We start from the raw sequence: 22,735 nt of genomic DNA on the forward strand, positions 1-22,735 counted from the left end.
AGTAGGGGGCGCATATGACCTCCATTCCCATCCTCTTCGAAGACGGCGAAGCGCTCGTTATTGATAAGCCTGCCGGACTGCCCGTGGATCGCCCAAAGCGTGGAGGAGCATGTCTTGAAGATCATCTCGATGATTTGAAGCTCGGCTTTCAGCGGCGCCCTGTGGCGGTGCACCGGCTTGATACTGATACATCAGGCTGCCTCCTTCTGGCGCGCAATCCCAAGGCATTGAAGCGCTTCAACAAGGCGTTCGAAGACCGGCTGGTGGGCAAGACCTATCTGGCCGTCCTCGACTTTAAACCGGAAGAGACCTCGGGCACTATCGCCCTGTCACTTTCGAAGATCAGTTCGGCGGAAAAAGGCTGGCGCATGATCGCCGCCAAAAAGGGTAAGCCTGCGGTTTCGCACTGGGAGCTTATCGAGACAATTGGTGAAGGAGAGCGCGTGCGTTCGCTGATCCGTTTTCGCCCTGAAACCGGCCGCACGCACCAATTGCGGGTGCACGCATTGCAAGGGTTGGGCGCGCCGCTTTTGGGCGATCCTGTTTATGGCCCGGTGAGGGGTCAGAACAAGGGCGCGCCGCGCACAATGCTTCATGCTGAAACCTTCACAGTGGAGCGTCCGGGCAAGAACACAATCACCGCTCATTCACCGTTCCCAGAGGATTTTATCCGCGCGGGGCTTTCCGAGCCGCCTGCGCCAGAGTTAGAATTGCCAGAGAAGGATCATGGATAGCAGCCTCCTTGATCGCGCACATGCTCTTGCGCAGGAAAGCTTCCTTGCTGGCTCTGGGCCGGGTGGTCAGAACGCCAATAAGGTCGCGACCGAGGTGCAGCTGCGGGTCAATATCTATGCTCTGCGCCTGCCTCCGCCGATTTTTGCAAGGCTGCGCGAGCTAGCAGGCTCGAAACTCACCACATCAGGCGACCTCCTAATCACTGCCCGCCAGCACCGCACGCAGGAGGCGAATCGCCAGCTTGCTCGCGCGCGGTTGGAGGAGATGCTCAAGGCCGCACACCGCGCTCCAAAGAAACGCGCCAAAACCCGTGTGAACCGGGTTGGCAAGACACAGCGTCTCAAGGCGAAGAAAGTGCGGGCCGATGTGAAGTCCAAGCGCGGCAAAGTCAGCCGGTCTGATTGGTGAGTACTTCTTGACTTTTCCCCGTGAATCGCTCAGAGGCGCGCGACTGTAAGGCGGCATGCTTGGCACACCCCAAGCGCCGCCCTTTGTTTTTACGGCCACCAGGGTTCGTCCTTGGGCCACCATCTGTTTTGTAGGAACCTTGCAATGGCGAAGCCAGCAACCGTGAAAATCCGTCTCGTGTCGACTGCTGACACCGGCTTTTTCTATGTGACCAAAAAGAACCCGCGTAACATCACCGAGAAGATGACGTTCCGCAAATACGATCCTGTTGTCCGCAAGCATGTTGAATTCAAAGAAGCCAAGATCAAGTAAGATCGGCTTTTGCAGCGCCTCTTCTGAACAATGAGAGGCGCGCAAATTCATCGACAGTTCAACGCTGGCCGCGTAACCGTCGCGTTATGAAAATCACCAAACTTTTCCGCCCGCTCGGCATTGCGCTGGCCGCTGCGGGCACATGCGCTCTGGGCTTATCGCTCGGGAACGCCTCAAGCGCGCCCTCGTTTGCGCCCGCAGCGCAGGCTCAGTCCAGCAGCGCGGATCTTGACCGGGCCGTGACCGCCCTACGCGCAATCTCTACGATGAAGGCGGACTTCAACCAGATTGATCGTGCGGGCAATGTCGCCAACGGGACGATGACGCTAAAGCGGCCCGGAAAAATCCGCTTCGACTATGGCAAGGATGCTGATCTTCTCGTCGTATCCAACGGCAAATCGCTCTACATGGTCGATTATGAGGTCAATCAAGTCGAACGCTGGCCAATCAGGAACTCGCCGCTCGGCGCGCTGCTCGATCCCAACCGCGATGTGAAGCAGTATGGGACGCTGTTGTCCCTGGGTGGCTCAGAGATCGTCAGTGTCGATGTATCTGACCCCGGCAGACCCGAGTTTGGCCGGATTATTATGAACTTTGCGCGTGATGCAAGAGCACCGGGCGGATTGCGCCTGATGAACTGGGTTGCGGTTGATGCGCAGAATTATCGCACCACCGTGCGTCTCAGGAATCACCGTTACGGCGTTGCGGTTCCTGATTCGACGTTCAGGTTCCGCGATCCGCGCCGCTCCTCTCGTCGGCCAGGGTGAACGGTTCGCCTGCAAAAAGTTGTAATATTAAGACAAACCTAGGTTTGCGTTCATTCAAGTGAAAGCCAGCCCAGAGTAAAACGCGCTAATCAGAACGGCAAAGCTTAAGGGCTTCCCCCTGTTGTCCTAGGCGCGAAAAAATGCCGTTTTGACCAAGCGTGACGAACGCTAACAAGGAGCCCCAGTGCCAACGCCCCCCGGCACTGGGGTTTTCTTTTTGTGTTTCTTTATCGGCCTTTTTTCCACCCCAGCTTGTAGCCAATAAGAAGTCCGACTAGTTGGAATGCATGCTTAGCGTCGCCACTTGGAATATAAATTCTGCGCGTTTGCGCTTGCCTATTATCGAAAGATATTTGGGCGATCACGGGCCTGATATTTTGTGCCTGCAAGAGATTAAATGTCAGGAACACCAGTTCCCGGCTGAAGCTTTGGCAAAGCTTGGATATGAGCACCAAGCGATCTGCGGGCAAAAAGGGTATCACGGCGTCGCAACCGTCAGCCGTGTGCCTATCCGCGAATATTCCCGCCACGACTGGCAAGCCAATGGCGAAGCGCGCCATGTCGGCGTTGAAATTGTCGATCGCGGTATGCGCGTCGACAATGTCTATGTGCCAGCAGGCGGCGATGAACCTGACCGCGCAAAGAACCCCAAGTTCGGGCAGAAGCTCGATTTTCTGGCCCGCATGACCGATTGGGCGAAGGGCATCGACGCTCCCACTTTGATCGTTGGCGATTTCAACATTGCTCCGCTCGAGGCCGATGTGTGGAACCACAAACAGCTCCTTAAAGTCGTCAGCCACACGCCGCTTGAGGTTGAGACCTTGCAGCGCTTTAAAGACGCGCATGGCTGGGTCGATCTGGGCCGCGAGTTTATCCGCGATCCTGAGCGGTATTTTTCATGGTGGTCCTATCGCAGCAAAGATTGGCGCGTGAATGATCGCGGGCGGCGCCTGGATCATATGTGGGCCTCGCCCGAATTGGCGGCCAAGGCGACCGGACACTCTCTGCTTGAGGACGCGCGCAATTGGGAAAAACCTTCTGACCACATCCCGCTCATCACCGAGTTTGATGTGTGAATGACAGCGCCCGCCTAGCACCAACCGGCTTTGTCCAAGCGTCGCCCGAACGGCGCGCAGCGCAGGGTGTGGATGCATTGCGGCATGGCTGGGCGCTCGATTTTGCAGGCGGGCCAGTTTTATTGCCGGTTGAGACCGCGACCGCGAGCGGTGCGCAGTCGGGCCAATTGCTGATTTCCGCTGCGCGTGCGGCGACCCTCAAACTTACCAATCAGCGCGAAGCAGCTAGGGGCGACCTGCCCCACACGCCGATCCTGATCCGTTCAGCCGAGCCGGTCAATTTGGACATCGCACGGCCCATCGCAGACCCTTCGCTCGATCTGAATAACCCTTTCAAAGGGCCTTTCAAGGCGGAGGCCATCGACTGGGCGGATGAAGCGGTCGCGGCGATGGAATACGCCCGGATCGCAGGGATATTGCCCGCCTTTATGGTGGACCCGGTCCATGGCGGTGAGCCGCATTCCCTCATCGCAAGCGACCTTGCCGCCTACACCGATGCAAGGCGGCTCGATATAATCACCCGTGCACGGCTTCCGGTCAGGGCCAATGAGGAGGCGGAGATCATCGCCTTTCGCTCCGCCGCCGACACTCGCGAGCATATTGCGCTTATCATCGGAGAGCAATCGGGCGACTGCGAGCCATTGGTTCGCTTGCACTCTGAATGCCTCACCGGAGATGTTCTGGGCAGCCTTAAATGTGATTGCGGGCCGCAGTTGGATGCAAGCCTTGAGGCGATGTCTGAGCACGCGCGCAAGGACGGCGGCTGGGGCATCCTTCTCTACATGCGCCAAGAAGGGCGCGGAATTGGCCTGATCAACAAACTGCGCGCTTACCGCTTGCAGGATCAAGGGTTCGACACGGTGGAAGCGAACGAGCGGCTTGGCCTTCCCGATGAGGCGCGCGATTTTCCCGTGGCCGCGCGCATGTTGGAGCTTATTGGTGCGCGCAAGATTCGGCTTCTCACCAACAATCCTGCGAAAGTGAAGAGCCTCAAGATGTCGGGTGTGACAGTGACCGAGCGGGTGCACCACCAGCTCCCAGCAGGTCCGCACAACGCCGAATATCTCGCCACTAAACGCGACAAATCAGGACATTTGCTCACATGAAGGGGCCCGAAATAGCCGTCACCATCCGCCCCGAGGCTCAAGGCGATGAAGCGACTATCCACGCGCTGACTAAGGCTGCATTCAAGGACATGCCCTTCAGCGAGGGCGACGAGCAGCATGTGAATGACCGACTGCGTGCGGCGGGTGATCTGACACTGTCACTCGTCGCAGAGGACGAGCAGCGGATCGTTGGGCATATCGCCTTCTCGCCTGTCACAATCAGCGATGAAACGAAAAATTGGTATGGGCTTGGCCCGGTATCCGTCTTGCCAGAGCTTCATCATCGGGGCATCGGCGGCGCGCTGATTACGCGCGGTATTGCCGATATGCGCGCAAGCGGCGCCAGAGGCATCGTGCTTTTGGGGAGTAATGTTTACTACCCGCGCTTTGGATTTGAGCACGTACCACAGCTCACCTATCCGGGCCCACCACCAGAATTTTTCCAAGCGATGTTGCTGGACGGCGAAATGCCGCGCGGGAAAGTGGATTACGCGCCCGGCTTCTACGCCCCGGATTAGGGTCTAGCGAAGCTCGTACTTCGTCAAACCGCGCGCAAGGCTGTTCCCGCTCATCACCACCCGCGAATTGGTCCAATCGGCGAGAAAGACGCTCGCCCGGTTAAGACCCGGGACAAAACGCGCGGTGTTGTCTTTGACCACCAAGCCGTCTGGATCATGCAGCACGGTTTCAGCGCCCAGAGCGATAAACGCAGAGTAGTTCTCTTTGTCTTTGCCCTGCACGAACCAATTGTTCGCAATCGAGCCTTTGGAACCGGCTGGCAGGTCGATCATGTAATTGGTGCCGGTGCCCTGTGCGTCATCAAAAGAGTTGTCTTCGAGCACAACATTCGCGGTGCGCGCTTTGACATAGTGGCCGCCCCGACCTTTCTCAAAGCGGCTCTCTTTGACAGTCAGCGAACCATAATTGCCAATATAGATCGAGTGAGCGCAGCCTGCGGAATGCTCGCAAGTGCCAAGGCCGCTGAATGTTGAGCGCAGGATGTAGATCTGACCCGCCGGATTGTCGGCGGTCAGGATGCCTTGCTGGCTATTCATGAAACGCGAATATGCCACGTTGAGAGCACCTGTCTCAAGGCGAATACCAGCCCCATTGCCGTCGCCCACGGCCATATTGGTAAAAGTGATCCCGCGAACTTCTGCTCCAAGGCCTCGAAGTACCAGTGCGGCTTTGCCTTCGCACGCCCGGCGGTCGAAAGTGACTGTGCCGTATTCGCGTGCGACATAAATCACGACGCCCTTTGTCTGGACGGCGCACTGGCGATAGGTCCCCGGTGCAATCTCAATTGTCCCGCGGCGCTCGCCAATCGCGTTCACGGCGTCTTGAAGCGCGGCAAAGCTGCGCCCGTTTTCCTTGATCGTGAACGGTTGTCCGTTCTGCGCATTCGCCGCGGTTCCTGCGAACAGGAAGGCGGCCAAAAACAGCACAGCGAGAAAGAATACATGGTCAAACGCATTGGCAATGCGGACTGGAAGAGGGCGGGCGGACGGGGTCAGATAGCTTCTCATGAGCACAGGCATACCGGGCAATGCGGGCGCTTGGGAGCTAGCAAATCGGTACTGTCTCGTTTCGGTCCACCAATTGGGGCTTGGCTTAACGCTGCTCTGGCCGCTACACCCACCGCTGACACGTTTGGGATGATTTGAGGAGGATACCCCCCATGAAGAAATTAGCATTTGTCGCCGCTCTGGGCAGCCTGGGTCTGGCCGCTTGTGGCAGCACCGATGACGCATCGACCGAAGCGATGCCTGATACAGTTGAAATGCCGGCGGATGAGGCGTTGGAACCGATCGTCGAGGAGCCTGTCGAAGCGCCCGAACCGGTCGAAGACGTGGATCCAGCCGAAACCGCACCAAGCCTTGAGACCACTGAGGCCGCAGCAGATGCCGCAGCTGATGTGGCTGCCGAAGCAGCGGCCGCGGCAGAAGCTGCCGCTGCGGTTGATACATCGGCGTTTGGCGGCGAAGACGCGCCTGCTGACCCACCGGAATAAGCCATGCGCATTAGCACTTTGGCATTAATGCCAATCGCGTTGATGCTGTGCGCCTGTGGGTCAGGCGGGGCAGACGCTCCTGGTTCGGTGAGCGTAGATGAGGCACAGGCGCTTGATGAAGCAGCTGAGATGCTGGACGAGCGGCGCCTTCCCGAAGGCGCTGTCTCTACGCCCGCCCCCCAAGGCGCTGAGGCAGAAGATGGGGCGCAAGCCGGTTCGCAAGCAGGCTCGCCAGCCGAGGCTAAGCCGCAGGAGACGGGCAAATGAACGGACCCCGCGCCAAAGGCATCTTTAATCCGGGCATGGATGAAGAAACCTTCGAACAATTCGCCGAGCAACTCGAGCGATACGTTCGCGAACGCTTGATCCCGGCAGAGGCGCAGGTGATTGAGGACGATGCGGTCCCTGCTGATATCGTGCAAGAGATGCGCGAGATGGGCCTGTTTGGGCTGACCGTACCCGAAGAATACGGCGGCGCGGGCCTCAATATGATGCAATATGCGCGCACCGTGAACATCATGGCCTACGCCGCGCCCGCCTATCGCTCTATTTTCTCGATCAATGTCGGGATGTTCGCAAGCGCGCTTAAGAACGGGGCGACAGAGGCACAGCGGGCCGAATGGTACCCCAAGCTTGCAGAGGGCAAGATTGCGTGTTTCGGGCTAACAGAGCCGGGCTCGGGTTCGGACAGTGCCGGCCTTCAAACAACCGCCAAGCCCAGCGAAGACGGAAACGGCTGGGTGCTCAATGGCTCCAAACGGTACATCACCAATGCGCCGCACGCTGATGTTGCTCTGATTATGGCACGCACGGAAAAGGACAACCTTCCCAAGAACGCGCACGTCAGCGCGTTTTTGGTGCCTATGAATGCCGCCGGTGTTTCTACAGGCTCGCCGGATAAGAAAATGGGCCAATCAGGCAGCCACATCTCGGACATTATGCTCGACGATGTGGAGGTTTCGGGAGAGGCGCTGTTGGGCGGCGAAACCGGTAAGGGTTTCCGTTTTGCGATGCAGAGCCTCGATAATGGGCGAATTTCTGTTGGTGCAACGGCGGCAGGATATGCGCGCCGCGCGCTTGATTCAGCGATACGATACGCCAATGAACGCAAGGCTTTTGGCGAACCGATTGCGAACTTTCAGCTGATCCAGCAGATGCTCGCCGATAGCGAGATTGAAATCTACGCAGCAGAAGCAATGATGAAAGATGTCACCGAACGCGCTGACCGAGGTGAAAATATCCTCATCAAAGCCGCCGCATTCAAGGTGTTCTCTTCCGAGATGTGCGGGCGCGTGGTGGACCGAGTAGTCCAAGTCTATGGCGGCGCGGGATATTTGGCCGAATATGATGCTGAACGCTTCTACCGCGATGCGCGCATATACCGCATTTACGAGGGCACAACGCAAATTCTCCAGCTCCAAATCGCCAAGCATATGCTGCGCGAATGGCAGGCGGCTAACGGGTAAGGGAGAGAACAGCCCACCCCGCTGCGACTAAGCGCGCCTCCGGCTTGCTAAGTCTCGCTCCCCTCCCGCATGCGGGAGGGGTTGGGGGTGGGCCGAGAACCATATGTATCAACTAATCAACGACCTTTCGATTGTCGAAGTCTCCAGCTTCGTCGCCTCGCCCACAGCCGGGCTCTATCTTGCGCAAATGGGCGCGGAGGTCATCCGCGTGGACCACAAGGCGGGCGGGCTCGATTACGACCGCTATCATCTGACTAAGGAGGGCCGATCGCTTTCGTGGGAGAACCTCAACCGCGCGAAAAAGTCAGTCGCCTTGGACCTTCGCAGCGGTGAGGGACGCGAATTGTGCGTCGAACTCGCTGCGAAGACCGGACAGTGCATCACCAACTTGCCTGAAAAGAGCTTTATGAGCCACGCGGCGATGCAGGCCCGAAGAACTAAAGAATTGGGGCGCGATGATATGGTGAGCGTGCGCATCATGGGTTGGCACGATGGACGCCAAGCGATGGATTTCACCGTCAATGCGGCGGCGGGCTATCCGCTCATGACAGGGCCTGAGGAGTGGGATGCTGAAACCGCTCCGCCGATCAGCCAGCCGCTACCGGCGTGGGATTTTATCACCGGTGCTTACTGCGCCTTTGCCCTGATGACCGGGCTGCACAACCGCACGGCGACAGGTCAGGGCGCAGAGATGCGTGTGCCCCTTGGCGATGTGGCGATTGGGACGCTCGCCAATTCAGGCACGATGGCCGAAATGCTCTATCGCGGGACGGACCGGGAGCGGCTTGGCAATGCGATCTGGGGCGCGTTTGGGCGGGACTTTCAGGCTAAGGATGGCACCCGCTTTATGGTTGCAGCGCTCACGCCAAAGCAATGGCACGGTCTTGTTGCTGCCTTTGACGTGGCCGAGGGTATCGCCGCGCTGGAGCAGGAGCTGGGGGTGGACTTCAATTCCGGCGACCGTGTGCGTTTCGAAAATCGCCACCGTCTGTTCGACCTGTTTCAAGCGGTGGCGGAGCGCTTCGACTACGAAACCCTCTCAGGCCGCATGGCGGCAGAGGGCGCTACGTTTGAAAAGTATCGCTCGCACCATGAGGCATCGAATGACCCCGTACTCGTGGCAGAGAACCCCCTGTTCGGGCCTTCGCCTGCCAACCCGTCGGGCTTTGAGTATCCGGCGGCGCGCTCATTTGCGAATATGCCGGAGTACAAAGCGGGCGACCCCGCCCCAGCGCCCTTCCTCGGGCAACATTCTGAAGAAGTGCTGACCGACAAATTGGGCCTATCCTCCGGCGCAATCGCCAAGCTGATTGATGCAGGAACCGTCGCTCTGTCCGATAAAAATGCCGATTACAGGAACCGCTAATGAGCAGCTTATCACCCCGGCGCGCCGCCATCGTATCACCCCTTCGTACGCCTGTGGGCAAGTTTCTCGGCGGGCTCTCCAGCCTTAACGCAGGCGAACTCGGCGCGATTATCCTGAAGGCGTTGATTGAGCGCTCGGGCATTGATCCGGCACGCGTTGACGATGTGGTATTCTCTCAAGGCTACGGTAACGCAGAAGCACCTGCGATTGGGCATTGGTCCTGGCTTGCAGCGGGCCTTCCTTTGGATGTGCCCGGATACCAATTGGATCGCCGCTGCGGTTCGGGGCTCCAGGCGGTCGCCAATGCTGCGATGATGGTCGAAACCGGAATGGCTGACGTAGTGGTGGCTGGAGGATGCGAAAGCATGTCCAATGTCGAGCACTACACGCTTCAAGGGCGCGGCGGTGCACGGATGGGCGATATCACACTCCACGACCGCCTATCGCGCGGGCGTTTGATGAGCCAGCCAATCGAGCGTTTTGGCATCATCACCGGGATGATCGAAACCGCCGAGAACCTCGCCAAAGACTATGGCATCACCCGCGAACAGGCCGACGCCTACGCCGTGCGCTCACACCAGAATGCCGCCGCCGCATGGGAAGCAGGCAAGTTTGACGATCACCTTGTTCACGTAGAGGTGCCGCCCAAAAAAGGATGGGGCCGCGCAGACCCGGTGACCTTTGCGCGTGACGAGGGCTACCGCGCCGATGCGTCCATGGAAACGCTTGGAAAATTGCGCGCGATCGACGCGAAGCGCGACCCCGACGCTATCGTGACCGCAGGCAATGCGAGCCAGCAGAACGATGCGGGGGCCGCATGTCTTGTGGTGGCCGAGGACAAGCTAGACGAGTTGGGCCTCACCCCATCGCTCTGGTTTGGCGGCTGGGCTGCGGCTGGCTGTGACCCCTCGCGCATGGGCATCGGGCCTGTGCCTGCAACAGAGCGCTTGTTTGAACGGCGCGGATACAGCTGGGACGATATGGACCTTGTCGAAGTCAACGAAGCCTTTGCTCCGCAAGTGCTCGCGGTTCTCAAAGGCTGGGGCTGGAGCGAGGACGATACACGCCGCGAAATCCTTAATGTGAACGGGTCCGGCATTTCGCTGGGCCACCCCATTGGAGCGACGGGCGGGCGTATTCTTGCCGATATGGCGAGCGAAATGCATCGGCGTGGTTCTCGCTACGCATTGGAGACGATGTGCATCGGTGGTGGTCAGGGGATTGCCGCTGTGTTCGAGAGGGCCGCATGAGCTATGACGCTTGGATTGGACGCGAGCAAACCGCCCATGACACGCTGACGCCGCAACGCGCGGCGCAGTGGTGCGCGACTTTCGACCTTGCACTGCCCGAGCGCTGGATCATGCCCCAAGGGATCCACCTAGTGCTTTGCACACCCGATGCGCCCAACGAGGCGCTGGGTGAAGATGGCCATCCCATCCGCGACGAGAGCCCAGACAGCTTCTTTCCCCCACTGCCGCTGCCGCGCCGCATGTGGGCATCGAGCGACATCCGCTTTATCGCGCCCATAGCTGTCGGAGCGATTATCAAACGCTCCAGCCGTGTGGCTTCCATCAGCGAGAAGGAGGGCAGTTCCGGCAAACTCGCATTTGTGAATATCGAACATGAAACGGTCGCCAACGGCACGCTTTCAGTGCGCGAAACGCAGACGCTCGTCTACCGGCAGGCAGCGGCGAGCGATACTGCGCTAAGTCCTCCATCGGTAGGAGAGGACACTTTTGCGCCCAGTGCCTGGGACAAACACCGCAGCATTACCCCCGATCTCGCGGCTCCTGTTCCGTTACTCCGCTCTCACCTTCAACACCCACCGCATTCACTATGACGCGCCTTACGCGCAGGACGTAGAGCGATACCGCGGGCTCGTGGTTCACGGGCCGATGATCGCCTCGCTGCTCTTGCAATTGGCCGCAAGCGAGCTGGGTCACAACCGGCTGCGCAAATTTGCCTTTCGCGCTGTCTCACCAGCGATCGCTGGCGACCAGCTCAATCTTGTGATGAGACAGGGCGAAGATGGAATAGAGCTGGGCGCATTTGCCAATGATGGACGGCAAACCCTCAAGGCAAGCGCGCAGCTCTAGGGCTTGGGCGGCCGCCCACGGCGCGGCGCTTTGGTCCGCTCGACCTCGATCCCTCGCGCCTTCAAAGCTTCGCGCAAAAGCATCTCGATCTGCGCATTGGCAGAACGCAGTTCCGCACCCGCCAGCCGCTCGACCGCAGCGTGAACCGCTGGATCGAGCCGCAGTGCAAATGCCTTTTTTGAAGATGCAGCCATCGCTGCCTCCGTCGGGTTACTGGCCTACTGGTAGAGCGTGCCTGTGTTCACAACCGGATGCGCTTCGCGGTCACCGCATAGGACCACCATCAGATTTGAAACCATTGCGGCCTTACGCTCATCATCAAGTTCGATGATGCCGTCAGCCGACAACTTGCCCAGCGCATCCTCGACCATGGAAACCGCACCGATTACCACCTTCTTACGCGCTGCGATCACGGCATCAGCCTGTTGGCGCCTCAGCATGGCCCCTGCAATTTCGGGAGCATAAGCGAGATGAGTGAGGCCAGCTTCATCGACGACGATACCGGCGACAGCGAGCCTCTCGTTAAGCTCCTCACACAGTTCCGTGGCAATGACGTCAGCACTGCCCCGAAGCGTCGTTTCGTCCTCATCTGACATATCATCGTAAGGATGGCGCGCACCGACCGTGCGAAGGCCGGCCTCGATTTGAATGTTCACAAATTCCTTGTACTCATCGACGTCAAACACGGCCTGCGCGGTGTCCGAGACACGCCAAACCACGTTGCACGCAACCTCAATTGGATTGCCGCGCAGATCGTTGATCTTGACGACTTCTGAGTGGATGTTGTGCGCGCGAACGCTCACCTTGTTCTTGATCATCCAGGGCCATACCCATTGCAGGCCCTCTTCGCGCACCGTTCCGCGATATTCACCGAACAGTGTGATGACGGCGGCCTGATTGGGTTGGATCATAAAGAAACCAATGAAACCAAGAAGAACTGTAAGCGCGCCTATGATCAGAGTGCCGACAAACCCGGCCTTGACTGCTTTGGACGCCCCTTCCGGGGGAATGGAGCCGACAATCATGTAAACGACCGCAAGCGTGATGACCGTGAATATCGCGAGCATCACATAGCCATTATGCGCAGAGCCCGAATGCTCCCGGCTCGATGTCATCGGCTTAATTGGTTCGGACATAAATATCACTCTTCGATATAATTATGATATCATATTTAAATCGGAAGAGATATGGAGTCAACCAAGCGGATAATCCTTGATCGGTTGCAGTACATGGTAGGTTTCGGAAAGAGGCTCATGCCCAAGGTCTGGAAATTCGATTGTTGGTGGCTCGATATACGTGTCAGGCAGCCGGTCGAGCAGGTCGCGGATCAGGGTGAGCCTTCCCCGTTTCTGGTCGTTGAAATCCACCAGTGTCCACGGCGCATTGTCCGTATGGGTGGCCCTCAGCATATCGGCGCGCGCCTGAGTATAGGCCTCATACTTCTCGCGCGCGGCGAGATCGACGGGTGACAGTTTCCAGCGCTTTAATGGGTCTTCGCCGCGTTCTTTGAGCCGCTCTTCCTGCTGGTCCTGACCGGTGGTGAGCCAATATTTGAACAGCATTATACCGTCATCGGTGAGCATTTTTTCAAACACCGGTGCGGCCTCCAAAAACGCTTCGGCCTCTTCCTCGCTGCAATAGCCCATCACCCGCTCAACCCCTGCGCGGTTGTACCAGCTGCGGTCGAACAGCACGATTTCGCCCGCATGGGGAAGGTGCGTGACATAACGCTGGAAATACCACTGCGTTTGCTCTTCCTCGCTGGGTTTGGACAGGGCCACGGTGCGGCATTGGCGCGGATTGAGTTTATCGCGCACCGCGCGAATCGCGCCGCCTTTGCCAGCGGTGTCGCGCCCTTCGAAAATTACCACAATCCGCGAGCCAGTCGCCCGCGCCCACCGCGCCATGCCGACCAATTCTTCGGTCATGGGGTCCAAGAGTTTGCGATATTCTTTGCCTTTAAGCGCCATGGAATGCCCCTTATTCTGCTTGCCTTTGAAGGCTGTTAGTATCAGGTGATACTTTATGGAAACGCGCCCCAACACTGACACCGATTTCACCGCACTTCCAGAGCTGGACGCGGATATCTTCACCGCGCCGCTCGCCCGGCCGGCGCACGTGGGTGAGGATTGGATTGAGCCTGCGCAAACCAATTATTCCAGCGAAGATCACAGCGTCTGGAACGATCTCTTCGCGCGCCAGATGGAAGTGCTTCCCGGACGTGCGGCAAGTGCCTTTCTGGCGGGGCTGGATAAACTCGACCTATCGCGCGGCGGCATTCCGGAATTTGGTGAGCTTTCGGAGGAACTTGGCAAGCTGACCGGGTGGAGCGTTATACCGGTGCCTATGCTGATCCCTGATCACGTCTTTTTCTGGCATCTGGCAAACCGGCGCTTTCCTGCGGGCAATTTCATCCGCACGCGCGAGACTTTCGATTACATCCAAGAACCCGATGTGTTCCACGATGTGTTCGGCCATGTGCCGATGCTCACCGACCCTGTATTTGCTGACTATATGCAGGAATATGGCCGGGCCGGATGGAAGGCGATGCGTTACAACCGCCTCAAATCCTTGGGCGCGCTCTATTGGTATACGGTTGAATTTGGCCTTATCGAGGAGACAGACGGTATCCGCGCATACGGCGCTGGCATTCTTTCAGGGCCAACAGAGGCGAAGTTTGCGGTGGAGGCGGAAAGTCCCAACCGCATCATGCTCAATGTCGACCGCGTTATGCGCACCGATTATGTGATCAGTGATCTGCAACCCACATATTTCGTGATTGAGAGCTTTGGTGATCTCTTCCGCCAAACGGTGGAGCGTGATTTTGACCGGCTTTATCGCAACCTCGCCCCTGGTTTCACTTACGCCAATTCAGCGGTGATTGATGTCGATTATGTCGTGAACCGGGGTACACAGGAATATCACCTTCGCGGTGGGAATGGTTCAGGGGCAGATCCTGTCTAAACCTCGCGGGTCGCAAAAGCATAATAGCCAACGATGGCAGGCATTGCGACGCCTGCCGCCGCGCCAAAGCCCAGTAGGCTAAGCGAGCCAAGAAATGTGCCCCCATTGGCAATAAGGCCAGCGACAAGGCTCGCGGCAACACCAACCAGCATCATCCGCAGAACCGCCCCCGGTATCTCAAGCCGCAAAAGGATAGAGCCGATCCAGCCCAAAACCGCGCCCAAAGTGATCAAGATCATGAGTGCCATGGCTAGAAGAAGTATAGCAGGGCGGCGCCCATAGCCACCCGGTAGATCACGAAAACCATCATCGATGCCTTCTTTAGGAAATTCATCAGGAAATACATGGTCGCAAAGGCCGCTGCAAAGGTGAGCGCGCCCGCGATGAGAGCATCTACCGCAAGCTCCATCCCCGCATCGAATATCTCAGGCACAATCAGCACCCCAGCGCCTGCCACGGCCGGGATCGACAAAAGGAATGAGAAGCGCGCCGCCTCGACCCGCTTATAGCCGAGGAAACGCGCCGCAGTCATGGTAACGCCTGAACGCGAAGTGCCCGGAATAATCGCAAGCGCCTGAGCCAGCCCCACGATCAAGCCATCGCGCCAGCTCATGTCTTCGAACTCCTTGATCTCTTGCCCGACTTTGTCTGCAATCCCCAACAGGATGCCGTAAACGATCAGGTTGAAAGCGATCAGATCGGTGAAGCGTATCGAGGCCATGAGGTCATCATCGACGATCTCCACCCCGAACACGCCGCTCGCTATGCCGTTGAAGAGGCCCATTTTGATCGACAGCCCGAATACAACTGCGGGAATAGTGCCAAGCACGATCCACCAAAATAGCCTCCGCTCTTGCGGTGCGTTGGGGGCCTTTGCGCCCACGCCAATGCTGGCGAACCCGCCCCGCGCGAGGACAAGCACATCTTTAAAAAAGTACACAATGATCGCCAACAACGAGCCCACATGCACCGCCACATCAATCAACGGGCCTTGATCTGGATAGCCGGTAAAGAATTGGATCAAAATGAGGTGGCCTGACGAGGAGATCGGCAGGAACTCGGTGATCCCTTGCACCGCGGCAATGATGAGCAATTGGAGGAAAGTCATGGTGGATGGGCTTTGGCCACGGCGGGCCGCTCAAGTCAATCGGGAGAAGCGCTTCAAGCGGCCTGCTCGCTTGCAAATTGCAGCTTGGCCAGCCGGGAATAGAGCCCGCCGGACGCGGAAAGCTCTGTATGGGTGCCTTGTTCTGCAATAACGCCTTGGTCGAGCACAATGATCCGGTCTGCCGCGCGCACGGTCGCCAAGCGGTGGGCGATAACCAGTGTCGTGCGGTCTTTCATCAGTTCGTCGAGCGCCTGCTGAACCAATTGCTCAGATTGCGCGTCCAATGCGCTGGTTGCCTCATCAAGAAGCAAGATCGGCGCATCACGAAGAAGCGCGCGCGCAATCGCCACACGCTGACGTTGGCCGCCTGACAGCTGAGTGCCGCCTTCACCAAGGTAAGTGTCGAGGCCTTGCGGCAGCGCCTTCAGGAATTCCTCAGCATTGGCAGCCCGTGCGGCTTCCCAAATGGCCTCATCGCTCGCACCCCAATTGCCGTAGCGCAAATTGTCGCGCGCATTGGCGCTGAACAAAACGCCTTCTTGCGGAACAAACGCAAGCCTTTCGCGAATATCAGCAGGGTCGGCTTTGGTCAGCGGCACTCCGTCCAAGCGGATGGTGCCGCCTTGCGGATCATAAAACCGCTCCACCAATTGGAAGATCGTCGATTTGCCTGCACCCGAGGGGCCGACAATCGCAATCGTCTCGCCCGGCTGGATTTCGAGGTTGAAATCATCAAGCGCTGTATCCTCAGGCCGCGCCGGATAACGGAATGTCACCCCCGAAATGAGAGGCTTCCGCGCGCTGGACTTGGCAATTGTTCGGGCCGCTCAGGAGGCGCGATGATCGGCTGCGTCTCAAGCAACTCGGCCAACCGGCTCGCAGCGCCCGCCCCGCGCAAAAGATCTCCATAAACCTCGGTCAATGCGCCAAACGCGCCCGCCACGAGCATTGCGCCGACAAGGAAGCCTAGCAGAGTGCCAGATGTGATGTCGCCAACTGACACTGCGACAGCGCCGCGCCACAGGAGAAACACGATGGAGCCAAACAGCGCGAAGATCACAACCGAAGTCATAACTGCGCGCAATATGATGCGTTTGCGGGCAGTGTCGAAAGTGCGTTCGACCGCATCACCAAAGCGGTCTGCCTCCCGTCTTTCCTGACCAAAGCTCTGGACGATCTTCATTGCCGAGAGCACTTCTGTCACCATAGCGCCCACGTCCGCCACTCGGTCTTGACTGTCGCGTGAAATGCTGCGGATACGCCTTCCAAAAATCACGATAGGAAGGACCATCACTGGAATGCCAACGACAAGCCAAATGGTGAAGCTGGGGAGCAGATAGAACAGGTAAATCGTGCCGCCGATACCTAGGAAGACGTTGCGCAATGCCACCGAGACTGTGGTTCCAACAACGGTTTCGATAATCGCTGTGTCCGACGTCATGCGGCTCGAAATTTCCTTGGGCGAATTTTCTTCGTAAAATGCTGGCGACAAACGCATCAGATTGCGGTGAACCTTGCGCCGCACATCGGCGACCACGCGTTCTCCGATCCAGCTGACGAAATAAAACCGCGCGGCGGTCCCCAAAGCGATGACCACCACGATCATGCCGAGATAACGGAACCAGCGCTCAATACCTTCGCCGCCTTCGCCAAACCCGCGATCGACAATGAGTTGTACGGCCGCTGGGATCGCCAGCGTGCCAGCCGCTGTGACGGCAAGCGCGATGAGTGCAAATATAACCTCGCGCGGGTATTTCGCCGCCTCGCGGTAAACCATCTTTAGCGGCGCGAGCGAACGCGATTTCGGCGCCTCAGAAACAGCTTCTGGCGCCTCGCTCTTTTCGTCGTCATTGATTGGATTTGTCGTCTTTTGCCCGCCCATATTGCCTTTCCCCTAGGCGCAATGCGCGCAAATTACACCTGCAAAAGACATATTAATCGAAGCGGTGCCAGAATCTCAGTCATTGTGCATTGCACAATTGTCTGCCAATACGGCCTGGGCCTCGAAAAACACCGAGTCTTGGGTAGGGCATCTTCCCCACGCGCTCACAATTATGGACGGGTAAGACATGCTTTACAAAGCCTACGAACTTCAACGCAGCTGGCTCAATTCCTTGAGTACGGTTGCCTCGCTCAGCTCCGAATTTCTCAGCACTCCTGCGAACCCGTGGAGCAAGACCCCCTCGGCTCAATGAGCGCAAATGCATTTGATGTGCTTGCCCACTCGACCGCTGCTTACAATAAGCCCGCCTTTGGTATCACCGAAGTGGATGTGGAAGGTACAGTCTTCCCCGTCATCGAAGCGACCGTCATGAACCGGCCATTTGGTGATCTTAAGCGCTTTCGCTTGGACGGGGTGGGCGACAGCCGCCCAAAAATGCTTATCGTTGCGCCCATGAGCGGCCACTTCGCGACGCTTCTTCGCGGTACGGTTGAGCGCATGCTCCAAAGCCATGAGGTGTATATCACCGATTGGGCCGATGCTAAGACAGTTCCGGTGCACGAAGGCTCGTTCGACCTCGACGACTATATCGACTATCTGATTGAATTCCTGGAGTATATCGAGCGGATAACGCCCGGTCAGCGTCCGCATATGCTCGCCGTTTGCCAGCCATCGGTCCCTGCGTTCGCCGCGACCGCATTGATGAACCAGCACAAATCGCCTGCGACCCCTGCGACCCTCACCATGATGGGCGGACCGATCGACACGCGCGAAAGCCCGACCTCGGTGAACGACCACGCAATGAACCGCCCGATTGAATGGTTCCGTAAATCGGTCATCGCCTCGGTTCCCATGCAATATCGCGGAGCCGGTCGCCGCGTCTATCCGGGCTTTATGCAGCTTTCGGCCTTTATGAGCATGAACCTGCAAAGTCACATGATGAGCCATTATGAGATGTACAAACATCTCACCACAGGCGATGAAGCATCAGCGCAGGCGACCAAGGATTTTTACGACGAGTACCGCGCGGTGTGCGATATGCCCGCTGAGTTTTACCTCCAGACGGTTGAGGAAGTGTTCCAGAAACACTCCATCCCCAATGGCACTTTCCGCCACAAGGGAGAGATTGTCGACCTTGCGCAAATCACTGACACTGCGCTTCTCGCGGTTGAAGGCGAGCGCGATGATATTTCAGGCTTGGGCCAGACAAAGGCAGCGCTCCAGCTGGCGACCGGCCTTAAGAAAGCCAAGAAACGCTATTATATGGCCGACGGCGCTGGCCATTACGGAATCTTCAACGGTAGCCGCTGGCGCACCAAAGTTGCGCCTGTGGTTGAGGAATTTGTGGCGCAGCACTCCTAGGGCGTATGTGGGACGAGAGCCGCTGTTTGGGCGGTTCGGCTCCCACACCCTTCATTGTGTAGTGGTTTGTGGCGGCGGTCTAGGGACTGTAAGGCCAAGGATTGCCCGATCCTGATTACGCAGTGTTAAGCATAAGGCCAAAGCCTCGGGTAAACCCCTGATGCTATCTCCCCCAAATATCTTGATGCGAGCCTTGGGGGGCACTTATGATCCAGATTTCAAAAGCAGTGTGTGTGGCGGCGGCTTTGTTTATGGGAAGCAGTGCGCTGGCTGAAAGCTCTGGTTGGAGCATTTCGGAAGCCGATGGACAGGTGTCGGTTATCCGAGGCGATAAATCGCTCTACGGCGCAGAGGGCACACGGTTGCAGGTCGGCGATGTCGTCAAGACAAGCGGCGCTGCCAATGCAGTTTTGGTGCGCGGGGACGATTTTGTCGTCGTCGCATCTGGTAAGGCCGTGCGGATTAAGCCTGCACAAAGGTCCGGCCAAAGCACAGGCGTTGTCGGGCAAGTGGTCGAGTTTGTGAACGGTCTTCTGGGGCCGAGCGAAGACCGCGCAAGGCTCAATCGGCCTTTGGAGGCGGCTGTCGTCAAAGGCCTTGATGGCAATATGGTCGCTGGCTCTAAAAGCTCCGAAACGGTCAAGTCAGAAGATTCGCGTGAGTAATTGCGCAATTCCGCAGTCGTAAGGGCTTCTAGCTTCGCGTGCGCTGGCCTGGATCATCTGAACAAACGGCCGCGCGGGTCCTGCACCCAAAACGGTTAGGTTATAACGCGTCATACGCATTCCCGGCTAAGAGAAAACGGCGCGAAATTTCTGGACTTAACCCTCCGGAGTTTTCTTAGGCGACCGGAAAAACAGCCGCTGGATGAGCTGTTTCGTCATCCACAAAAGACCAATAACCAACACCAAAAGGAACGCTGCTACGCCTGCTGCGGCGAAAGGATATTCATAAGCGAACCACAAGAGCCCAACGGTCGCGACATCTTCTGCGGTAGACACCGCGATATTGCTGACGGGCTCGGGGGAGGTGTTGACGACCGCGCGGGCGCTGGCCTTGCCTCCGTGCGCCAAAAAGCTCGCCCCTCCGCCGAGCAGAAAAGCGATCACCTGGGTGGCTGGGTCTGACGGGTCGACAATTGCCAGCGCTAGCAACGCCCCGCCGACAGGCCGCACCAGCGTATGAATGGTGTCCCAAGCGCTATCGAGCCACATGATTTTATCAGCGAAGAATTCTGCCAATGCGCCGATCGCGGCGATTCCCATCACCCAGGGATTTTCCAGCACCCCAAGGCTGGCGAGATGCTCAGGTACAGGAAGGGCACCCAGCCGCATCGCAAGGCCCGTTGCAAAGATGCACAGATACAGCCGCCATCCTGAAAGCAGGCTGACACTTCCTGCAATGCCAATGATTTCGATGATCCCCATGTCAGTCTCCCATTGCGTATTCTCGGCAAGTTCGCGTGCAGACGCAAGACTGACAATATGTCGGCGACGTTACGCTGCGCCTTTTCGGCCGAAACCACCTGCCGAGTGGCTGGGCCTTACATCAACGGATCGCGTTATGACCGATTGGCTCATAAAACCGTTGGCCTCGCGCACAAACCCTTCAAGCTCGGCGACAGAGCCTACCATAAGCACACCATTACGCGGCCCCCCTTCGCCTTCCATGTAGAGGACAGTGGAGCCGCCGAGTTGCGGAGAGTGGCTAGCCTGAGAGCCAGCATAAAGGCGCTTGATATCGGAAAAGCCAATCACGTGTTTGACAATGCGTTTGCCTTCTTGATTCACTTCAAGAACGCTCATCTCACGGGCGATAAGGTCGAATTCCAAGCGGGTCACGGTATCGCGCGGGATAAGCGCGCTGCGACCAAGAGCTATGCCAATTGCGCACATCCCGCCGCACAGGACAATGCGGATGATCAAGGTGGTCGCACCATCGTTTTCGACCGGCATTTGCCAGAAAAACAAGCACGCAGCCATAAAACAGATCGCGCCCAAACCGCCGAAAACACGGCCTATAATGCTAGGCTCAAACACCTCTTCGATCTCGACGCGCTCTGGCGAACGCGACACATTGACCGTGCCTGTCGTGGTAATGTGAACCATATGCCTCTCTGCTGCGATACGGGCAGTCTAGCAAGGAGAGGCTGTAAAGCGGTTAACCCAAACAAAAAGGGCGGCGCAGGATCGCTCCCACGCCGCCCTTTGAATGGCGGAATTGGCGTGCGGCTCAGAAGATCTCGAACAGACCCGCTGCGCCCATGCCGCCGCCGACACACATGGTCACGACCGCATATTTCGCGCCGCGGCGCTTGCCTTCGATAAGAGCGTGGCCGGTGCAGCGTGCGCCCGTCATGCCGTATGGGTGACCGATCGAGATCGAGCCGCCGTTCACGTTGAGGATGTCGTTGTCGATGCCAAGCTTATCGCGGCAGTAAAGAACCTGCACTGCGAACGCTTCGTTGAGTTCCCAAAGACCGATATCGTCCATGGTGAGGCCATTGGCTTTGAGAAGCTTCGGAATAGCAAAGACAGGACCAATGCCCATCTCGTCAGGCTCTGTGCCCGCAACCGCCATGCCGACATATCGGCCAAGCGGCTCAAGACCTTTTTGCTCGGCGACTTTGGCTTCCATCAAAACACTTGCCGAAGACCCATCGGAAAGCTGCGAAGCGTTACCCGCGGTAATGGTCATGTTCGGCCCCATCACCGGCTGGAGGCCTTGGAGACCCTCGAGTGTGGTCGACGGACGGTTGCCTTCGTCCTTGGTGATGGTGACTTCTTGCTGGCTCACTTCGCCTGTCGCTTTGTCCTTAACCATCATGGTAGTGGTGACAGGCACGATCTCTGCGTCGAAATGGCCGGCTTCTTGGCCAGCGGCAGTGCGACGCTGCGATTGGAGCGCGTATTCGTCCATCGCCTCGCGGCTCACTTTGTATCGCGCAGCCACGGTCTCAGCGGTGCCGAGCATCGGCATATAGACGTCTTTGTGCATCGCGATGAGCGAGGGGTCAGGCGCCACGCGCATCTCGGGGGTTTGAACCATTGAGATGGAGTCCTGACCGCCGCCAACGACGACATCCATGCCGTCAACGATGACCTGCTTTGCAGCGGTTGCGATGGCCATCAGGCCTGAGGAGCACTGACGGTCGATGGTTTGCGCTGCGACCGAAGTTGGCGCGCCGCCGCGAAGAGCAACCTGTCGGCCGATGTTGCCAGCCTGCGTGCCTTGGGTCAGCACTGCGCCCCAGACAACATCGTCGATTTCAGCGGCATCAATGCCAGCGCGCTCAACGGCGGCCTCGAATGAAAATGAACCGAGCGTTGCGCCCGGCGTTGCATTAAAGCCGCCCTTGTATGCGCGGCCAATGGGTGTGCGGGCGGTAGAGACGATGACTGCGTCACGTGACATATTGGGGGTGTCCTTTTTTTGCGAGGCCTAGCGAGGGCCGGGACCTCTTGAAACTGGGTGCAATTTTGCGGGGTGGTCCCAGCTTTCGCTGGGACACGCGGTCACCTTAGACGAAAAACTGGGTAATCCATTCGCATATCAGCGCAGGCTTTTCTTCGCCTTCAATCTCGATCGTGATCTCTGCTGTTTGTTGCCATTGGCCGGGGCGCTTTTCGATCATCTCAGCCAGCTTCCAGTGGCCGCGAATACGCTTGCCGACGCGCACTGGCGCGATGAAGCGGGTCTTGTTGCCGCCATAATTCACTCCCATTTTGACGCCGTCGATCTTGGGCATGTCGCTGTTGGCAGAAAGGTAGGGGATCATCGAGAGGGTCATAAAGCCGTGAACGATGGTGCCGCCGAACGGGGTCATCTTGGCTTTTTCTTCGTCGATATGGATGAACTGATGATCGCCGGTTGCATCGGCGAACATGTTGACCTTTTCCTGAGTCATTTCGACCCATTCAGAAGTCCCGATGTTTTCGCCAGTTTTGGCGGCCAGATCTTGTGGTGACATAAAGTATCTCCCTTGCCTAAAGCGGCAGCGCTCTGAGCGACGCTCG

General features: G+C 57.9%; 26 protein-coding genes and 2 pseudogenes. 17 read left to right on the forward strand and 11 right to left on the reverse strand.

All coding sequences use genetic code 11. The features are described from left to right. Positions 1-14 precede the first annotated feature (14 nt). The 7 genes from AC0V60_RS14060 (at position 15) to AC0V60_RS14090 (ending at position 4,922) form a co-directional block, all read left to right on the forward strand. Complete coding sequence (locus AC0V60_RS14060; RefSeq protein ID WP_486179060.1) at positions 15-734, forward strand: RluA family pseudouridine synthase; 720 nt, start codon at positions 15-17, stop codon at positions 732-734. Further along, on the forward strand, positions 727-1,143 hold the full coding sequence (gene arfB, locus AC0V60_RS14065; RefSeq protein ID WP_486179061.1) for an alternative ribosome rescue aminoacyl-tRNA hydrolase ArfB: 417 nt from the start codon (positions 727-729) through the stop codon (positions 1,141-1,143). Before AC0V60_RS14060 ends, arfB begins: the two co-directional genes overlap by 8 nt. A 144-nt stretch (positions 1,144-1,287) precedes the next feature. Further along, positions 1,288-1,455: a 50S ribosomal protein L33 gene (rpmG, locus tag AC0V60_RS14070; protein ID WP_034961594.1), complete on the forward strand. Its 168-nt coding sequence runs from the start codon at positions 1,288-1,290 to the stop codon at positions 1,453-1,455. Between the two features lie 86 nt (positions 1,456-1,541). After that, positions 1,542-2,222, forward strand: coding sequence for a LolA family protein (locus AC0V60_RS14075; RefSeq protein ID WP_486179062.1), 681 nt, complete (start codon positions 1,542-1,544; stop codon positions 2,220-2,222). Between the two features lie 287 nt (positions 2,223-2,509). Next, entirely contained in the window at positions 2,510-3,298 is a 789-nt protein-coding gene (locus AC0V60_RS14080) for an exodeoxyribonuclease III (RefSeq protein WP_486179063.1), read from the forward strand. A 68-nt stretch (positions 3,299-3,366) separates the two neighbouring features. After that, on the forward strand, positions 3,367-4,404 hold the full coding sequence (gene ribA, locus AC0V60_RS14085; protein WP_486179508.1) for a GTP cyclohydrolase II: 1,038 nt from the start codon (positions 3,367-3,369) through the stop codon (positions 4,402-4,404). Continuing rightward, complete coding sequence (locus AC0V60_RS14090; protein WP_486179064.1) at positions 4,401-4,922, forward strand: GNAT family N-acetyltransferase; 522 nt, start codon at positions 4,401-4,403, stop codon at positions 4,920-4,922. Before ribA ends, AC0V60_RS14090 begins: the two co-directional genes overlap by 4 nt. A gap of 3 nt (positions 4,923-4,925) precedes the next feature. Here the strand turns inward: AC0V60_RS14090 and AC0V60_RS14095 are convergent, their stop codons facing one another. Then, entirely contained in the window at positions 4,926-5,930 is a 1,005-nt protein-coding gene (locus tag AC0V60_RS14095; protein ID WP_486179065.1) for a right-handed parallel beta-helix repeat-containing protein, read from the reverse strand. A gap of 152 nt (positions 5,931-6,082) precedes the next feature. Here AC0V60_RS14095 and AC0V60_RS14100 point away from each other — a divergent pair, with 152 nt between their 5' ends. The 7 genes from AC0V60_RS14100 to AC0V60_RS14130 all read left to right on the forward strand — a co-directional run bounded on the left by AC0V60_RS14100 (position 6,083) and on the right by AC0V60_RS14130 (position 11,343). After that, complete coding sequence (locus tag AC0V60_RS14100; protein ID WP_486179066.1) at positions 6,083-6,415, forward strand: hypothetical protein; 333 nt, start codon at positions 6,083-6,085, stop codon at positions 6,413-6,415. Between the two features lie 3 nt (positions 6,416-6,418). Beyond that, positions 6,419-6,682, forward strand: coding sequence for a hypothetical protein (locus tag AC0V60_RS14105; RefSeq protein ID WP_486179067.1), 264 nt, complete (start codon positions 6,419-6,421; stop codon positions 6,680-6,682). Beyond that, positions 6,679-7,881, forward strand: a complete 1,203-nt coding sequence (locus AC0V60_RS14110; protein ID WP_486179068.1) for an acyl-CoA dehydrogenase family protein — start codon at positions 6,679-6,681, stop codon at positions 7,879-7,881. Before AC0V60_RS14105 ends, AC0V60_RS14110 begins: the two co-directional genes overlap by 4 nt. A gap of 103 nt (positions 7,882-7,984) precedes the next feature. After that, on the forward strand, positions 7,985-9,247 hold the full coding sequence (locus AC0V60_RS14115) for a CoA transferase (protein ID WP_486179069.1): 1,263 nt from the start codon (positions 7,985-7,987) through the stop codon (positions 9,245-9,247). Beyond that, the gene (locus AC0V60_RS14120; RefSeq protein ID WP_486179070.1) at positions 9,247-10,497 is read left to right on the forward strand and encodes an acetyl-CoA C-acetyltransferase; all 1,251 of its coding nucleotides are present in this window, start codon (positions 9,247-9,249) and stop codon (positions 10,495-10,497) included. Before AC0V60_RS14115 ends, AC0V60_RS14120 begins: the two co-directional genes overlap by 1 nt. After that, entirely contained in the window at positions 10,494-11,087 is a 594-nt protein-coding gene (locus AC0V60_RS14125; protein WP_486179071.1) for an FAS1-like dehydratase domain-containing protein, read from the forward strand. Before AC0V60_RS14120 ends, AC0V60_RS14125 begins: the two co-directional genes overlap by 4 nt. 55 nt (positions 11,088-11,142) lie before the next feature. Next, entirely contained in the window at positions 11,143-11,343 is a 201-nt protein-coding gene (locus AC0V60_RS14130; RefSeq protein ID WP_486179072.1) for a hypothetical protein, read from the forward strand. Here the strand turns inward: AC0V60_RS14130 and AC0V60_RS14135 are convergent. Genes AC0V60_RS14135 through ppk2 form a run of 3 tightly spaced genes read right to left on the reverse strand, consistent with a single transcriptional unit; the run spans position 11,340 to position 13,313 of the window. Next, positions 11,340-11,537, reverse strand: a complete 198-nt coding sequence (locus AC0V60_RS14135) for a type II toxin-antitoxin system antitoxin (RefSeq protein ID WP_486179073.1) — start codon at positions 11,535-11,537, stop codon at positions 11,340-11,342. The two genes, AC0V60_RS14130 and AC0V60_RS14135, sit on opposite strands and share 4 nt — an antisense overlap. A 24-nt stretch (positions 11,538-11,561) precedes the next feature. Further along, positions 11,562-12,479, reverse strand: a complete 918-nt coding sequence (locus AC0V60_RS14140) for an SPFH domain-containing protein (protein WP_486179074.1) — start codon at positions 12,477-12,479, stop codon at positions 11,562-11,564. Between the two features lie 57 nt (positions 12,480-12,536). Next, positions 12,537-13,313 carry a polyphosphate kinase 2 gene (ppk2, locus tag AC0V60_RS14145; RefSeq protein WP_486179075.1) on the reverse strand — a complete coding sequence of 259 codons (777 nt, stop codon included), beginning with the start codon at positions 13,311-13,313 and terminating at the stop codon, positions 12,537-12,539. Positions 13,314-13,368: 55 nt separating this feature from the next. Here ppk2 and phhA point away from each other — a divergent pair, with 55 nt between their 5' ends. After that, on the forward strand, positions 13,369-14,307 hold the full coding sequence (gene phhA / locus AC0V60_RS14150) for a phenylalanine 4-monooxygenase (protein ID WP_486179076.1): 939 nt from the start codon (positions 13,369-13,371) through the stop codon (positions 14,305-14,307). Here the strand turns inward: phhA and AC0V60_RS14155 are convergent. The 3 genes and pseudogenes from AC0V60_RS14155 to AC0V60_RS14165 all read right to left on the reverse strand — a co-directional run bounded on the left by AC0V60_RS14155 (position 14,304) and on the right by AC0V60_RS14165 (position 17,297). Continuing rightward, positions 14,304-14,546 (reverse strand): hypothetical protein, encoded by a 243-nt coding sequence (locus AC0V60_RS14155; protein ID WP_486179077.1) that lies wholly within the window; start codon positions 14,544-14,546, stop codon positions 14,304-14,306. The two genes, phhA and AC0V60_RS14155, sit on opposite strands and share 4 nt — an antisense overlap. Positions 14,547-14,557: 11 nt before the next feature. Continuing rightward, entirely contained in the window at positions 14,558-15,415 is an 858-nt protein-coding gene (locus AC0V60_RS14160; RefSeq protein WP_486179078.1) for an undecaprenyl-diphosphate phosphatase, read from the reverse strand. Positions 15,416-15,468: 53 nt separating this feature from the next. Next, positions 15,469-17,297, reverse strand: a pseudogene (locus tag AC0V60_RS14165) (ABC transporter transmembrane domain-containing protein). 187 nt (positions 17,298-17,484) lie between these two features. Between AC0V60_RS14165 and AC0V60_RS14170 the strand changes: the two are divergent. Continuing rightward, positions 17,485-18,719, forward strand: a pseudogene (locus AC0V60_RS14170) (polyhydroxyalkanoate depolymerase). Positions 18,720-18,925: 206 nt separating this feature from the next. Continuing rightward, positions 18,926-19,384, forward strand: a complete 459-nt coding sequence (locus AC0V60_RS14175) for a hypothetical protein (RefSeq protein ID WP_486179079.1) — start codon at positions 18,926-18,928, stop codon at positions 19,382-19,384. Between the two features lie 156 nt (positions 19,385-19,540). Here the strand turns inward: AC0V60_RS14175 and AC0V60_RS14180 are convergent, their stop codons facing one another. The 4 genes from AC0V60_RS14180 to AC0V60_RS14195 form a co-directional block, all read right to left on the reverse strand. Continuing rightward, positions 19,541-20,146: a DUF4126 domain-containing protein gene (locus AC0V60_RS14180; RefSeq protein ID WP_486179080.1), complete on the reverse strand. Its 606-nt coding sequence runs from the start codon at positions 20,144-20,146 to the stop codon at positions 19,541-19,543. 69 nt (positions 20,147-20,215) lie between these two features. Next, positions 20,216-20,827 carry a hypothetical protein gene (locus tag AC0V60_RS14185; protein ID WP_486179081.1) on the reverse strand — a complete coding sequence of 204 codons (612 nt, stop codon included), beginning with the start codon at positions 20,825-20,827 and terminating at the stop codon, positions 20,216-20,218. Between the two features lie 124 nt (positions 20,828-20,951). Further along, positions 20,952-22,133, reverse strand: a complete 1,182-nt coding sequence (locus tag AC0V60_RS14190) for an acetyl-CoA C-acyltransferase (protein ID WP_486179082.1) — start codon at positions 22,131-22,133, stop codon at positions 20,952-20,954. A 106-nt stretch (positions 22,134-22,239) separates the two neighbouring features. Beyond that, positions 22,240-22,689 (reverse strand): MaoC family dehydratase, encoded by a 450-nt coding sequence (locus AC0V60_RS14195; RefSeq protein WP_486179083.1) that lies wholly within the window; start codon positions 22,687-22,689, stop codon positions 22,240-22,242. Between the last annotated feature and the right edge of the window lie 46 nt (positions 22,690-22,735).

The organism is Erythrobacter sp. S259 (genome assembly GCF_057364965.1).